The sequence below is a fragment of the Streptomyces sp. NBC_00249 genome (assembly GCF_026342355.1).
GTDB lineage: Bacteria > Actinomycetota > Actinomycetes > Streptomycetales > Streptomycetaceae > Streptomyces.
Genome location: NZ_JAPEMV010000001.1, coordinates 927,660 through 942,682 on the forward strand (window position 1 = coordinate 927,660; position 15,023 = coordinate 942,682).

The 15,023-nt window shown below is 72.4% G+C and carries 9 protein-coding genes and 1 pseudogene; 5 read left to right on the forward strand and 5 right to left on the reverse strand.

The genetic code is table 11. The annotated features are described in order from the left end of the window. Window positions 1-128 precede the first annotated feature (128 nt). Window positions 129-3,893 (reverse strand): ACP S-malonyltransferase, encoded by a 3,765-nt coding sequence (locus OOK31_RS04090; protein ID WP_267010933.1) that lies wholly within the window; start codon window positions 3,891-3,893, stop codon window positions 129-131. Between the two features lie 309 nt (window positions 3,894-4,202). After that, window positions 4,203-4,988: a helix-turn-helix transcriptional regulator gene (locus OOK31_RS04095; protein WP_267010934.1), complete on the reverse strand. Its 786-nt coding sequence runs from the start codon at window positions 4,986-4,988 to the stop codon at window positions 4,203-4,205. Between the two features lie 738 nt (window positions 4,989-5,726). On the opposite strand from OOK31_RS04095, the gene OOK31_RS04100 reads away from it, so the two are divergent. Both OOK31_RS04100 and OOK31_RS04105 read left to right on the forward strand, forming a co-directional pair. Further along, window positions 5,727-6,260 (forward strand): SigE family RNA polymerase sigma factor, encoded by a 534-nt coding sequence (locus tag OOK31_RS04100; protein ID WP_267010935.1) that lies wholly within the window; start codon window positions 5,727-5,729, stop codon window positions 6,258-6,260. A 9-nt stretch (window positions 6,261-6,269) separates the two neighbouring features. After that, window positions 6,270-7,136: a hypothetical protein gene (locus tag OOK31_RS04105; RefSeq protein ID WP_267010936.1), complete on the forward strand. Its 867-nt coding sequence runs from the start codon at window positions 6,270-6,272 to the stop codon at window positions 7,134-7,136. Between the two features lie 26 nt (window positions 7,137-7,162). On the opposite strand, the gene OOK31_RS04110 is transcribed toward OOK31_RS04105, so the two are convergent. The 3 genes from OOK31_RS04110 to OOK31_RS04120 are packed head-to-tail and all read right to left on the reverse strand — an operon-like array spanning window position 7,163 to window position 11,210. Further along, the gene (locus OOK31_RS04110) at window positions 7,163-8,371 is read right to left on the reverse strand and encodes an NAD(P)/FAD-dependent oxidoreductase (RefSeq protein ID WP_267010937.1); all 1,209 of its coding nucleotides are present in this window, start codon (window positions 8,369-8,371) and stop codon (window positions 7,163-7,165) included. After that, window positions 8,368-9,783: an FAD-dependent oxidoreductase gene (locus tag OOK31_RS04115; RefSeq protein WP_267010938.1), complete on the reverse strand. Its 1,416-nt coding sequence runs from the start codon at window positions 9,781-9,783 to the stop codon at window positions 8,368-8,370. Before OOK31_RS04115 ends, OOK31_RS04110 begins: the two co-directional genes overlap by 4 nt. Continuing rightward, window positions 9,780-11,210: an FGGY family carbohydrate kinase gene (locus tag OOK31_RS04120; protein WP_267010939.1), complete on the reverse strand. Its 1,431-nt coding sequence runs from the start codon at window positions 11,208-11,210 to the stop codon at window positions 9,780-9,782. Before OOK31_RS04120 ends, OOK31_RS04115 begins: the two co-directional genes overlap by 4 nt. Before the next feature lie 286 nt (window positions 11,211-11,496). Here OOK31_RS04120 and OOK31_RS04125 point away from each other — a divergent pair, with 286 nt between their 5' ends. The 3 genes and pseudogenes from OOK31_RS04125 to OOK31_RS04135 form a co-directional block, all read left to right on the forward strand. Continuing rightward, window positions 11,497-12,477: a hypothetical protein gene (locus OOK31_RS04125; RefSeq protein WP_267010940.1), complete on the forward strand. Its 981-nt coding sequence runs from the start codon at window positions 11,497-11,499 to the stop codon at window positions 12,475-12,477. Between the two features lie 99 nt (window positions 12,478-12,576). After that, window positions 12,577-14,109, forward strand: a complete 1,533-nt coding sequence (locus OOK31_RS04130) for an amino acid permease (RefSeq protein WP_267010941.1) — start codon at window positions 12,577-12,579, stop codon at window positions 14,107-14,109. 295 nt (window positions 14,110-14,404) lie between these two features. Then, a pseudogene (locus OOK31_RS04135) lies at window positions 14,405-14,998 on the forward strand (transposase); the annotation flags it as partial. Window positions 14,999-15,023 lie beyond the last annotated feature (25 nt).

The window sequence follows — 15,023 nt, forward strand, 5'->3', positions numbered from 1 at the left end:
CCGGCCCGCACGTGGCGCCCGCGGGGGCGCCGACCTGAAACCACTAGGAACACTCGCATCTGAAACTGGGGTTCCGCCTGACCCCCGGTGGAGCCCCGCGATCCGCGGGGCTCCACCGGGGGACCGCCCTACGCCGCCGCCGTGCTCCGGAGCCGGCCCCGGCCGGCGTCGCCGAACCGCAGGCTGATCAGGGCGTGGCCGCGGGTGACGTAGGGCAGCGGCGGGACCGTGAGGCCCAGGAACTCGTCCCGGTCGCCCTCCAGCATCTCCAGGGCCCAGTTGAGCCACTTGATGCCCTCGCAGTAGATCGCCACGGGGCGGCGCTGCGTCTGGTAGGTGTCCGTCAGCGTCCCGTCCAGCTCGGCCTGGAAGTGGAAGGGCGGCATCGCGGTGAAGTGGCTGCCCATCATGAAGACGAAGCGGATGAGCCAGTAGGGGTCGTCCTTGACGTACGGGGATTCCGGGTCGTCCAGTCCGTACGCGGCGGTCATGACGGGAGCGAAATGGTCCTCCATTCCGCGCGGGGCGGCCGTGGTGTCGACCTCGGCGCCGGCGGCCGTCACATCCCTGACCTGGTAGGCCTTCTGGTACGGATTCCCCTCGTGGAATTCGATGTCGACGTGCGGAGTCGTGTCCTCGCCCGTGAGGACCCGCAGGTTGAACCGCTCGAAGTGGATCTCGTCGTAGTGGCCGACGGAATTGTGCCAGGGCTTGTTGTCGTACATCGGGTCGTCGCGGGTGTCGCGGCCGTCGGTCTTGAATCCGATGGAACGCGGGTCGAGGAACTTGATGCCCAGGGATTCCGCGGTGACGGCCTCCAGCGCCGCGTCGATCCACGTCTGCGGCGCACCCTCCTCGATCAGCCGCTGGGCGCGGAGCAGCGGCTCGGGGTCGGCCATCTTGATGTTCTCGGTGTTGGTGTCGCCCATGACCAGGGAGTGGAACCGCGGCTCCAGGACCTCCAGGTACTCCGGGTGCTCCCGGAAGCGCTCCAGCAGCGCCGTGTGGTTGAGGTAGGAGACGCCGTTGATGACGATCTGCGGGGTGTCCAGGAGCTGCGGGCCGAAGGTGACGGGGGCGGTGCGGCGGCTGAGCGCGAGCCGGTCCTCGATCTTCTGGAAGTAGGAGACGTCCACGGTCTCACCGGGTGCGGGGACCCGGTTGACGGAGTGCACCTCCTCGTTCAGGACCTTGAAGATCTCCTCGTACAGCCGGGCGATCACGGCCGGCGGCGGGGAGTGCTTCTCGACGAACCGGCTGACCTCCTCGCCCTTCACGTAGCTCATCTCGTAGATCACCTCCCGGTCGGTGGCCCTGCCGTCCTTGCGCAGGTGCTCCGGGACGGGGATGTCGCGCTCCAGGATCTCGCCGACCTCGGGGAAGTTGCGCCGTACCGAATCGGGCAGGGCCTGGAGGTACTCCGCCTGCTTGCGGGCCTTGGCGAAGGGCGGCAGCATCACGCCCTCGCCCTCGGGGTTCCAGTTGGCGGTGGTCAGGGCCTCGCTGAGGATCTTGCGGACGGTTACCTCCTCGTCCCCCTCCCGCTTGATGAAGATGGTCATGGACTCGCTGCCGCCGGCGCCGAAGCCGACGATCTGCTCCCCGGCGTGGATGTAGGAGTAGACGGTGCTGCGCAGGAGCCGGCGGCCCTGGGCGTAGCGCAGCACCTTCTCGTTCTCGGGGGTCAGGCTGAGGACGGAGCGGTCCTCGAAGGCGTCGAGGCCGGGGTGGGCGCGCCGCTCCCGGATCTCGGCCGGGACGAGCAGGGAGATGACGTCCTTGCGGTAGGGCCCGGTGTCCACGCCGGCGGGGTCCAGGGGTGATCCGAGGGAGAGGATCTGGGTGTGCCCGTTGAGGTGGATCCGGCGGACGGGGGTGTCGAGGGCGTCGTCGGTGAAGACGGCGCGGGTGCCGGCCTCCAGGTCCTTGCGGGACTGCAGGGGGATGCCTTCGGGTGAGATGACGGGGACCTCGGACTTGCGCAGCGAGGTCAGGAACCGCTCCAGGGCTGCCCGTGCCTCCTGCGATCCCGCGCCCGCCCGTTCGTACGCGCCGGCCAGGGCCATGGCGTCGGCCAGGGGGACGGCCTCGGCGGCGGCGAGGGCGACCAGCCAGCCCGTGGGGTCGGCGCCCTCGACGAAGTAGTCGCTCTGGGCGAAGACGGCGGGCCGGTGCTTGCGGAGCAGCTGGAACAGCGTGTACTGGTACGCGATCCCGCTCTCCGCGGTCCCCTCGCCCGGCGGGCCCCCGGGCAGCCGGTCGAGGATCCCGGACGCCGGGGCGTGGGTGTCCAGGAGCAGGCGCGCCTCGCGGGCCAGGTCCTCCTGGCCCGGGCCGGAGGGCCGGGCGAAGTGGAGGACCACCACCTCGGGCTGCTTGACGTCGGTGGAGGCTCGCTCGGAGACGCGGCCCTCGACGTCGAGCACCTTGAGCTCGGTGTAGGCCTGGCCGAGGGTGTCTGGATCTCCGTCGATCCGCTTCTTCAGCCGTGCCTGGAGGACCAGTTCGCCCCGGTCGACGTCGACGGCGTCGCGGTGGTTGAAGGTGTGCTGGAAGACCTCCAGGAAGCGGTGGAAGGCCGGTGATCCGTCCCGCTCGGACTGGAGCATCTCCCGGGTGATGACGCGGCTCATGGTCCGGTAGAGGTACTTCTCGAAGAAGGGGCTCTTCGCCGCCATGCGCAGGAGGCTGCGGAGGGTGTCGTAGTGCTGCTGCGCCAGGGTTCCGCCCTCCTCGCGGAGCCGGTCCATCTCCCGCGTCAGGCCGTTCATCAGCTGGACGGAGCCGAGGAGCAGGTCGGTCTCCGTGAATTCACCGGTGTACGACATCGAGGGCGCCTCTACGTTGTTGTCGGCCAGCAATTGCAGGGACTTCTTTCCCAGTCCGAGTTCCAGGATCATGTCGGCGTCGAGGCTTTTCAGGATCTCGGCGGTGGTCCGGGAGGCCATGACTTCGTCGGTCATCGCCAGGACCGCGTTCCTGATGTCCGATCCGACGGCGAGCAGGCCCGCGTCGTTGTTCGAGACCACCGGGGTGTGAGGGTTCTTGAAAATGATGACGTTCTCCTCGATGAAACGTGCCAGTGCGCGGCGGACGGACAGCATCCGCTCGGAATGGGCCAGAAACGTGGTCGGAGCTTTGAGCTCTTCCGTCTCGATGGCCGGGAAGTCCTTCATGAACAGGTCGAACCGTGTTTTGGCGCCGAGCCGGACGTAGACGTTCACCTGCCGGGGGGAGTACAGCTTGTGCACTTCCACGTCGGTGGTGGGATACGTGCTCCCGACGGCCGCCAGGAGGGCGGCGAGGTCCTCGGGGCCGCCCTTCAGGGCGACCACGTGGGAGGGTTCCGGCACCAGGGCCCCGCCCCGGGCGGTGTCGGGGAGGTAGGCGGCCAGTTCCCTCGCGAGGGGCTCGGCGGATCCCTCGCCCTGGGCGGCCACCAGCATGAGCGGGGTGAAGGCCCGGGCGATGCGGACGCCGTCCGCGACGGAGAGGGAGCCGCTGGCCACCGCGGAGGCCAGGACGCCGAAGCTCTCGCCGGTGTAGGCGGAGAAGGTCAGGGGGAGGCCGGCGCGGGCCGCCGTGGCCCGCAGGTAGGCGTGCAGGGCCAGGTTGTGCACCAGGAACGCCGCCCCGATGAAGCCCTGCTGTGCGAGCTTTCCCTCCGGCATGTTCTCCGGGGCCGTCAGGAGCCGCTCCGGCCGGCCGGGGAATCCGAGTGCCCGGGCGCCGTCCTCGTAGATTCCGGCGACTTCCGGCATTCCGCTGTCGAGGAGGAAACGGCCGAGGTTCTGGTATGCGGCGCGGCTGCCGAGTCCCGGGAAGAAACCGACGATGTTGTGCCGTCCCGCTTGCGGGAGGCCCTCCTTGGCCACGGAATCGGATAACCCCATCGCTTTTTCGTCGAGTTTCATCTCTGCCTTCCTCCGCGTCCTGGTCCGCTACCGGGAGGGTTTCCTCCGGTGCGATCTCCGTTCACTCTTCGAGAATAGGCAGGAGGGAAGGGGGTGTTGGGCGCCTCATCATGAACGTGCCATTCCGGGGACGCATTGGCAGCATCATGACACCCCGTGCCACCGCTGACCGACGACCCGGCCGGACGGCGAAAAGGCCCCCTCCGCCCGGAGTTCCGGGATCGGAGGAGGCCTTTCACCCCTCTGGCAGGGTGCTGCCGGGTCAGGGGGAAATCACTGCCGCACGGGTCATTGTTCGGCGGGGTCGATGAGCCCGAGCTGCGCGGCGCGCACCCCGGCCTGGAAGCGGGACGTCGCCTCCAGGCGGTTCATCAGGGAGGCGATGTGCCGGCGGTAGGTCCGCACGGACAGCCCGAGGTCGCGGGCCGCGACCTCGTCGGTGTGGCCCTGGCTGAGCGTCCGCAGGACCCGTAACGCGTTCTCCCCCTCGGTCCAGCCGCCGCCCACGGCGGTGAGGTCCACGGCGGCGTCCCACACGGCGTTGTGCAGGACCGCCATCGCCTTGGCGGTGTCCAGGTCGCGGACCACCGCCATGCCCTGGGAGCGCCCCCCGGCGCCGTCGAGCAGGGCGAGCCGGCCGTCGAAGACGGTGGCGGTGGGCAGTTCGTGCGGCGAGAGGCGGATCTCGGCGCCGAGGTGGGAGAGTTCGCAGAGCTGCTCGAAGGCTTCTTCGTCGCCGAGCAGCCGGCTCGGGAGGATCATGCGGACCTCGCTGCCCCGGGCGAGCAGCTGGGCGTGCAGTTTGTTGAGCAGGAGGTCGCCGTACTCGTACGGTCCTGCGGAGTAGCTCGACTGGGCAATGACCGACCGGTGCCCTGCCTGGTGGACGATGTGCGCAGCGACCGATTCGGTGGTCGCCGCCTGGTGTTCGCCGGTTCCGGACGGCGCCACCGTGGTGGTGCGCTCCTGCTCGAACAGTCTGCCCGCCATCTCGGCGAGCTGCTGGGCCTGGTCGCGCAGGGCGTCAAGGGTGAGGTGGTGGAGTTCGGTCACCGGCTCTGCCGTGACGCTCATGACTGCTCCCTGTTTCAAGGCCGCGGGTCGAACGGCCGATGGATCGGACGGGCCGGAACGGCGTGGTCTGCGCCGTGGGTCCGGCTGTCGGTACGTCGGCGGGCGCGCGGGCGCCGACGTGTGCACGGGACCGCCGTGCGGAGGGATCGGGGGCCGCTACCGGTCTCCTGGCAGCCGGGCCGGGCGGCGCCGGGCGCGCGCCCCGTCCCGTAGCGGCTCCGCGGGCATGACGAGTTTCTTCATCGAGCGTTCCTCCATCGCCCCCTGTGCCCGGGCCCGCCCCGCGAGCGGATGCCGGCCGGCCTGGCGAGCACCGTGACCGGCAGCTGGGGCGAACCCGTACAACGTCGCTGAACAGCAACTTTTTCGACGATGACACGCGGCAGCCCTACCGTGTCAATGCCGCTCTGCCACAACCAGGGCGGGGGGTGGGGGACTTGCCGCCTACTGACCGCTCCGAGACCGAAGTTCGAGTGGGACCGTAGGGTTTCGCCCCTCTTCGTCATGCGTCCGTCGTTCGTCCGTCTTCCACCCGTCGACCGGGTATGGGCTGGTTCGAGCCCGGACGCCGAGCGGGGTACGGTGCGGGCCTCCACCGGTGCGGGCCACCACAGCCGGGGACCTCCACCGCCGCGGACCTCCACCGAAAGAGGCTTTCAACCTTTTCCGCGCGGCAGCGCTCTGAAGTGGGGTGTAAGGACAGGGCCCCGCGCAAGGGGCCGCGGACAAGGAGAGCAGATGCCGGAGAACGGCCGGGGCTCCGGAGCACCGGAGGGCGCGCACGTGCCCGACAGCTTCGAGAGCTTTGCCCGGGCGAGTCAGACACGGCTGTACCGCACCGCCTACCTGCTGTGCGGGGACGCGGACACGGCCCGGGACCTGACGCAGACCACCCTCGCCAAGATGTTCCAGCACTGGCGGCGGGCGAGCGCCGCCGACCACCTGGACGCCTACGCCAGGACCGTGCTGACCCGCACCTACCTGGCCGAGCGGCGGCGCCGGCTGCGAGACCTGCTGGCGCACGCCCGCCCCGACCCCCGGCCCGCCCCGGAGAACGCCGACCTGCGGGTGACCCTGCTGTCGGCGCTGGCCGGGCTGCCGCCGCGGGCCAGGGCCATGGTCGTGCTGCGGTACTGGGAGGACCAGAGCGTCGAGTCCGTCGCCGAACTCCTCCGGTGCAGCGAGTCCACGGTCAAGAGCCAGTGCTCGCGGTCCTTGGCACGGCTGCGCAGCGAACTGGGCGAGGCCCACATCTACGCCACGGGGAGCTGAGGAACCGCCATGGGAAACCACCAGGACCGCCAGGACCACCAGAACCACCAGGACGAAGACCGCCGGAGCGCCCTGCTCGTCAGGGACGTGATGGACCACGCCGTGGCGCAGCTGCCGCCCCCGCACGACCTCCTGCCGGGGGCCGTCGCCCAGGGGCGGCGCCGCAGGGCCCGCACCCGGCTCGCGGTCGCCGCCGCGGTGGCCTGCGTCGCGGGCGCCGCCCTGTTCGGCTCCTCGATGCTGCCGCGCGGCGCCGGGGGCGCCACCACGGTGCGCCCGGCCGCGACGACCACCCCCTCACCGGTCCCCGAGCCGTACCGCACGCCGGTGCGGGTCGAACCCACCGGCGACGACGAGCCGTCCAGGGCGCCGCTCGCGCCCGCCGAGCAGCAGCGCCGGGAGCAGTACCAGCAGCGGGCGGCGGTCCTGCTGGACGCCCTGCTGCCGGACTCGGTCGGGCTGGTCCGGCCGGTCGAGCACACCGTGCTGCGCTTCCAGGGCGAGACCCGGGACGGCAAGGTCTTCCCGGTCGCCCTGTCGGTACGGCCGCCGGACGCCGACACCGCCCTGACCTGCGCGGGCATGCCGGCCTTCGCGAACTGCCAGCAGGCCGCGCTGCCGGACGGCACACCGGCGATCGTCTTGAACAGCGGCTCTCCGCAGTTGCCGAGCCCCCTCGTACGGTTCTCCTACCGGGGCGGCACCGTCACCCTCACGGTGTTCTCGGACGAGGCCGCGGGGACCGCCGCGCCGGTGGGCGGCGCCGAACTGCTGCGGGCCGTGGGCGACCCGCGCTTCCTCGACCTGGTGCGGGACGTGCAGGAGCACCCGATCCGGGAGATGCAGGAGCGGCGGACCTCGGTCGCCGGCGGCTGACGGGAACGCCGCCGCGGGTGTCCGCGTCAGCCGATGTCCAGGACGACCGGGCCCCCGTCCGGGTCGACGCGGGCCGTCCAGCCCGGCGGCAGCCGCAGCGACCGGGACGGGGACACCGGGGCCAGGACCCGGCGCCGCCACAGGAGCCGGCCGTCCTGGACCACCCGCACCACCGGGCCGCTCGACGGCTCCCCGGAGCGCAGCAGCAGCGGCCGCCCGGCGGTGCCCGTGAGCCGGTTCGGCGTCACCCACAGCAGGGGGGAGCGGACCTCCAGGGGCGGGCCGGGCCGCGGCCAGGGGGCGCCCGCCAGGTGCTCCAGGACCGGGGCCGCCGCGGCGGCGCCCTCCCCGGCGGCGGTGGCGGCGCGTTCGATGCCGTGGAGGGCGTTGCCGACGGCGAAGACGCCCGGCTCCGGCGTACGGAAGGAGGCGTCCACGCGCGGGCCCCGGGTGCCGGGGTCCAGGGGGACGCCGCCGCGCCGGGCCAGTTCGTGATCGGGGATCCAGTCGCCGGTGAACACCACCGTGTCGCAGGCGAGTACCCCGGACCGGCCGTCCCGGTGGCGTACGGCCACGCCCGTCAGCCGGCCCCGGCCGCGCAGTTCGCCGACCGTCGTAGCCGTGAGCAGCGGGACCCCGGGCACGGCGGCGGCGCGCGGGCGTTCGGTGACCACCGCCACCACCTCCGTGCCCGCCCTCCGGAGCGTGGCCACGGCGTGGCGGGCCACCGGCTCGGCGCCCACCACCACGGCCCGCCGTCCGACGGGCAGACCGTACCCGTGGACCGACCGGAACAGTTCCCCGGTGGTCAGTACGCCCTGCGGGCGGGAGCCGGGCACCAGCCGGGCGCTGCGGGGGCGTTCGCGGGCGCCCGTGGCGAGGACCACGGCGCGGGCCGTGATCCGCTCCAGGCCGGCCGGGCTCGTGGTCTCCAGGGACAGCGGGCCGGCCCAGCCGGTGGCGGTGACGCCGGTACGGACCGCGGCCCCGGCGGCGAGGGCCGCCCGCAGCGACCGCCGCGCGTACTCGGGGCCCCGGAGCCAGGGGCGCGGCGGCCTGCCGAAGCCGCCGTGGTGGAGGTGGCGCGGCATCCCGCCCGCGTCCTGCTCGCGTTCCAGTACCTCGACCCGCCCGGCGCCCGCCCGCGCCAGCCGGGCGGCCAGGGCCAGTCCGGCGGGCCCGGCGCCGACGACCAGTACGTCGACCAGCGCGTCCGTACGGTGCGCGGGCGTCACCGGCGGACCTCCTCGAACAGTGCGCGGACGGCGGCCCCGCAGTGGAAGCCCTGGCAGCGGCCGCCCCGGGCGCGCGTGCGCCGCCGCAGGCCGTCCAGGGATCCGGGCGGGACGGTCCCGGCGAGCGCGTCGCGGATCTCCCCGCGGGTCACGCGCTCGCAGTGGCAGACGATCCGGCCGTACTCCGGGTCCGCCGCGATCAGCGCCGCGTCGCGGTACGGCCGGGGGAAGGCCTCGCCGAGGTTCGGCATCCGCACCGGTTCCAGCTCCCGCGCGCCGGCCGTCGGCAGGCCGCCGTCGGCGAGCAGCTCCAGCACGTGCGCGGCGATCGCCATGGAGGCGGTCAGCCCGGTGGAGCGGATCCCGCCGACGCTCACGTACCGCTGTGCGGGATGTGCGCGGATCGCGTAGTCCTCCTGGCCGGTGGCGGCCCGCAGCCCGGCGTAGACGGCGGTGACCTCCTCGTCCAGGAGCGCGGGCAGGATCCGCCGGCCCTTGTCCCGCAGCAGCGCGAGTCCTTCGGCGGTCGAGCCGGTGGCCGTCTTGTCGTTCAGGTCCTCGGCGGTCGGGCCGAGCATCACGTTCCCGTACACGGTGGGTGTCACCAGTACGCCCTTGCCGCGCGCGTCCGGCACCGGCAGCAGGACGTGGCGTACGAGGCCGCGCGCGAGTTCGTCGAAGACGATCAGCTGGCCGCGCCGGGGCGTCACGGTGAAGTCCGCGTGCCCGAGCAGCCGGTCGATCTCGTCGGCGTACAGGCCCGCCGCGTTGACCAGGTGGCGGGTGCGCAGCGGTCCGCGGCCGGTGGCCAGGACGTGCGGAGCGCCCGGCCCGCCCGGGGCCACCGACCGCACCGGGCAGTTGAGGTGCAGGTCGACGCCGGCCCGTACGGCCTGCGTCGCGTAGGCGAGGGTGGTCGTCCAGGGGCAGACGATCGCTTCGTCCGGCACGTGGAGCGCCCCGAGCACGCCGGGCCCGAGCTGCGGCTCGCGGGCCCGTACCTCCGCGGCCTCCAGGATCCGCGCGGAGCGGTAGCCGTTGCGGACGGCCTTGTCGGCGAGGCCCGGGAGCGCCGCGTGCTGTTCCTCGTTCCAGGCGACGAGCAGCGCCCCGAGCGGTTCCACCGGGATGCCGCTGTCGGCGGCGTACGCGGCGAGCAGCCGTTGCCCCTGCCGGACGAGCCGGGACTCCAGGGAGCCGGGCACGGCGTCGAAACCGGTGTGCAGGATCGCGGTGTTGGCCTTGGAGGTGCCGTTGCCGACGTCGTCGGAGGCGTCGAGGAGGGCGGTCCGCAGCGGGAGCCGGGCCAGTTCGCGGGCGATGGCCGTGCCCACCACACCGGCCCCGACGACCGTCACGTCGTACGGGTCGCCCGCACCGCCGGGCAGCGGGCCGCCGGTGGTGACGGTCACAGCACCAGCAGGGCCGACACGGCCGTGCGGAACCGTGCGCGGCGCTCCGCCGCGTCCCCGGAGGCGGCCCTCGGCTCGTAGACGGCGGACGGCTTCCACTCCGGGACGGCCTCGTGCACGGTGAGCGAGGGGTCGAGGCCGAGCCGGGCGACCGCCGCGACGCCCAGCGCCGTGGCGTCGGGCAGGGCGGAGACCTCGACGGGGACCTGCAGCAGGTCGGCCTGGGCCTGCATGAGCAGCGCGGACCGGGTCAGTCCGCCGTCGACGCGCAGGGCGGCCAGCGGTGCGCCCAGGTCGGCGGCGACCGCGTCGGCGAGCTCGGCCACCTGGGCGGCTATGCCGTCGCACAGCGCGCGCACCAGGTGTCCGGCGGTGGTGTCGAGGCCGAGGCCGGTGACCGAACCCCGCAGGTCGCCCCGCCACCACGGGGCGGCGAGCCCGGCGAGCGCGGGGACGAAGGTGACGCCGCCGGCGTCCGGGGCGCTCCCTCCGACGGTGTCGATGTCCTCGGCGCCGGAGAGCACGCCGAGGTCGGTGAGCCAGCGCACGGCGGAGGCGGCCGTGTACACCTGCCCGTCCAGGCAGTAGCTGGTCCGCCCGCCGAGCCGCCAGGCGACGCAGCCGACCAGCCCGGAGGTGCTGCGCCGGGGGGCCGAGCCGGTCTGTGCGAGGAGGAACGCCCCGGTGCCGTAGGTGCACTTGGCGGAGGCGGGTTCGGTGACGCGCTGGGCGAGCAGCGCAGCCTGCTGGTCGACGAGCAGCCCCGTCAGCGGCAGCGGCGGCCCGAAGGCGGTGGTGGTCCCGACGCGGGTGTCGGCGTCGACGACGTCCGGCAGCCGCTCGCCGGTGAGGCCGAAGGCGTCGAGCGCCTGCGGTGACCAGTCGACGGTGTCGAGGTCGAGGAGCTGGGTGCGGCCGGCGGTGGCCGCGTCGGTGACGAAGGCGCCGGTGAGCCGGTGCACCAGCCAGACGTCGCTGGTGGTGACGACTCCCCGCCGGGTCAGGTTGCGGCGTATCCAGGCCATCTTGGGCGCGGCGAAGTACGGGTCGAGCGGCAGCCCGGTCCGCTGCCTCAACTCCTCGGCCCGTGGGGCGAGTTCCGTGCACAGTTGCTCGGCGCGGCGGTCCTGCCAGACGATCGCGTCGGTCAGCGGCCCACCGGTCGCCGGGTCCCAGGCGAGTACGGTCTCGCCCTGGTTGGCCAGGCCCACGGCCACCACCGGTTCGCCGGCCGCGGCCAGGGCGGCGCGCCCCGCGTCGACGACCGAGTCCAGCAGCTCGCGGGGGTCCACCTCCACGCGGCCGCCCGGCAGGTAGCGGGGCCGTACGGGGGCCGAGGCGGAGCCGATGACCCCGCGTACGGGACAGACGACGAGGGCCTTGGTTCCCGAGGTGCCCTGGTCCACAGCGAGCACCGGGCCCGTCATCACCACTCCGTCCCTGGTGTCGGCATGCGTGAAGGTCGCTCGGAAGCCTCCACCAGCACGCGTCGCCCGTCAAGATCCGTCCGCGCGGGCGACCGTCGTTCTGACGTGAATTCATATGCCGTACGTGGCTTGATAGTTGCATTTGAAAGATCCACGACCCTAACGGTCGCACTCGCTCTATAGTGATCGCCGATCACCAGGCGCGAAGCCATGCGATACGAGGACCGATGACCACGACCACCGCAAGACGCGCCCGCCCCGGCCACCCGCCGACCAGGACGAGGTGATGGCGGGCGGCGACTTCCGGCCCGTCTACCACCCCGCCGGCCACGACAACGAACTGCGCGTCGCCGTGCAGGACCTGCGCACCGGCCGCTGGCTGTCGATGGCGCGGCTACTCGACCGCACGGACGACTGGGGGCTGTGGACCCAGCGCACCCAGGTCCTCGCCGCCGTCGCCGCCGGATCGGACGTCGTCCAGGCCTGGCGGACCGAGGAGCCGCACAGCGTCACCGCGTCCGTCATGCACACCCGCGTCACCGTCGAACGCGCCGTCCGCGCCCACCGTGCGCGCCACCCCCGTACGCACGAGCTGTGGCAGGAGGCGTGGACGGCCTGCCGGGACGCCGCCGAGCTCAGCCCGGCCGACCCCGTGCCCTGGATCTGCCTCCTCGCCCTCGCCCTCCTCGACGAACACCGCTCGATGGACGAGCACCGGCTCCCGCCGCCCGGCCTGATGCTGCCGCCCGGCCCCTGGGGCATCCTCGCGCAGGCCGACAAGCGCGACCCGCACAACCGCGAGGCGTACCACCGGATGCTCCAGTTCGTGTGCGCGGGCACGCCGGGACCGCTCACGGAGGCCGCCAACTTCGTGCACTGGGCAGCCGGTTCGGCGCCGCCCGGCTCCGCCGTCCACCTCCTGCCGCTCTACCTGAGCATCGAACGCTACCGCCGCGAACGCGGCCAGGAGCGGGCCCTCGACCTCCACTGGGTCGCCGAGGAATCCGTCCGCGACGCCGGCCGCGCCCTGGACACCTGGTTCCGGTACGCCGACCCGCGCCGCGCGTCCCCGCTCGACCTGAACCACCTCGCCCACGCCCTGTGGGGGGCCAACCGGTTCGGTGAGGCGGCCCAGGTCTTCGACGCCGTCGACCGGTACTGGACCACCCTGCCGTGGGCCTACCGCACCCGCGACCCCGCCGACCAGGAACTGGCCCTGGAGGTCTTCCTGCGGGCCAGGTCCCGCAGCCTGGCCGGCCGGGGCTGACCTCCGCTCCCCCGCGGCCCCGGCGCCCCGCCCCTGCTTCCCGCCCCCGCTCCCCCACCCCCGTCCCCGCGCTCCACGAACCCCCGGAGGTACCTCCCCATGTCCCGAACAGCGCCGACCGCCCGCCAGGACAGCAAGGCACCGCCCCGGCAGGACGAGGAGGAAAGACTCAGGGAGCTCGGCTACCAGCCCGTCCTCGCCCGCCGGATGGGCGGCTTCGGCAACTTCGCCATCAGCTTCTCGGTCATATCCGTCCTGTCCGGCTGCATGACCCTGTACGGCTTCGGCCTGGGCACCGGCGGTCCGGCCGTGATGCTGTGGGGCTGGGTCGGCGTAGGCCTCTTCGTGCTCTGCGTGGGTCTCGCCCTGGCCGAGGTGACCAGCGCCTACCCCACCTCGGGGGCGCTCTACTACATGGCGGACCGGCTCGGCGGACGCCGCTGGGGCTGGTACACGGGCTGGCTCAACCTGCTCGGCCTGCTCGGCGCCATCGCCGGGATCGACTACGGCGCAGCCCTGTTCACCGGCGCCTTCCTCAACCTCCAGTTCGGTTTCGTGCCGACCCCCGGCTCGACCTTCCTGATCTTCCTGTGCATCCTGCTGCTGCACGCCGTGCTCAACCTCTTCGGCGTCCGCCTCGTCAGCGTGCTCAACTCCGTCAGCGTGTGGTGGCACCTGGGCGGCGTCGCCGTGATCGTCGGCGCGCTGGCCTTCGTCCCCGACCACCACCAGTCGGCGTCGTTCGTCTTCACCGAGTTCGTCAACGACACCGGCTGGGCCAACCCGTTCTACGTGGCGGCCGTCGGCCTGCTGCTCGCCCAGTACACCTTCTCCGGGTACGACGCCTCCGCGCACCTCTCGGAGGAGACCTCCAACGCCTCCGTCTCCGCCGCGAAGGGCATCGTCCGGGCCATCTGGGTCTCCTGGATCGCCGGGTTCGCGCTGCTCGCGGGCCTCACCTTCGCCATCCAGGACTACGCGGCCGTCCAGGGCAGCAGCACCGGTGTCCCCCCGGCCCAGATCTTCCTCGACGCCCTGGGCTCCGGCGGCGCCACCGCCCTGCTGCTCGTCGTCATCGTCGCGCAGCTCTTCTGCGGCAACGCCGAGGTGGCCGCCGCCAGCCGCATGGTCTTCGCCTTCAGCCGCGACAACGCGCTCCCCGGATCGGCCCTGTGGCGCAAGGTCAGCAGCCGTACGCAGACGCCCGTCCCGGCCGTCTGGCTGTCGGTGGTCGTCGCGGGCGTCCTGGCCCTGCCCTCGCTGTGGTCCGCCACCGCCTACGGGGCCGTGACCGCCATCAACGTCATCGGCATCACCCCGGCCTACGCCATCCCGATCTACCTGCGCCTGCGCGCCGGCGACCGGTTCACGCCCGGCCCCTGGAGCCTGGGCCGCTGGAGCAAGCCGATCGGGTGGACCGCCGTCGTCTGGGTGGCCGTCGTCACCGTGCTGTTCTGCCTGCCGCAGAAGTCGCCGGTCACCATCGACTCCATGAACTACGCGGTGATCGCCCTGGCGGTGGTCCTGGTCCTGGCCAGCGCCTGGTGGTACACCGCCCGCCGCTCGTACGGAACCCCGTCCGCGTACGGGAACAGCCGGGAACAGGCGGAGATCGCCGAGGGCATCGTCTGACGCCCCCACGCCCCCACGCGCGCACCGGCCACCGGGGCGCGCGTGCCCGTCCCGGGAACGACCGAGGGGCCGTTTCGGATTGCTCCGAAACGGCCCCTCGATACAACGACTCTTTCGAGTCGGGACGACAGGATTTGAACCTGCGACCCCTTGACCCCCAGATCGATGGGTCGGAGGAAAAATCCTGACATACACCACAATCTCAGGGTGCACAGCGTGCACATACGTACATGCTGTGCGCCCATCGACGTGGGCGCTGGTCCCCAACTGGTCCCCAAGGGCCGACGTCACCGAAGACGGCGGCCGCGAAGTCGTCGGCGTGATGGTCGGCGACAGCGAGACCGAGGCCTTCTGGAGCCAGTTCCTGCGTCACTTGCGGGAACGTGGCCTGACCGGCGTCCGCCTCGTGGTCTCCGACAGTCACAGCGGCCTGGTCAAAGCCATCCGGAAGGTCATGATCGGAGCCTCCTGGCAGCGCTGCCGCGTCCACTTCGTCCGCAACGTCTTCTCCGTGATCCCCAAAGGCTCCGCGGAGATGGTCGCCGCGACCATCCGCACCCTCTTCGCCCAGCCCACCGCCGAAACGGTCAGGGCCCACCTCGACACCGTCGCAGACCGGCGGGCAGTTTCCGAAGGTCAAAGCGTGCTCGTCGAGGCGAAGGAGGACCTGACCGCCTTCGCGGACTTCCCGCACCAGCACTGGAAGAAGATCCAGTCCACCAATCCCCTCGAACGGCTGAACCGGGAGATCAAGCGACGGTCCGACGTCGTCCAGGTCTTCCCCAACACCGCCGCCGTCAGTCGTCTGGCCACTGCCGTCCTCGTCGAATTCCACGACGAGTGGATCGTCTTCCCCCGCCGTTACCGCCTCGGGGAAACTCACTGGTAACTGTCTCCCCGACCTGCCAGGCGGC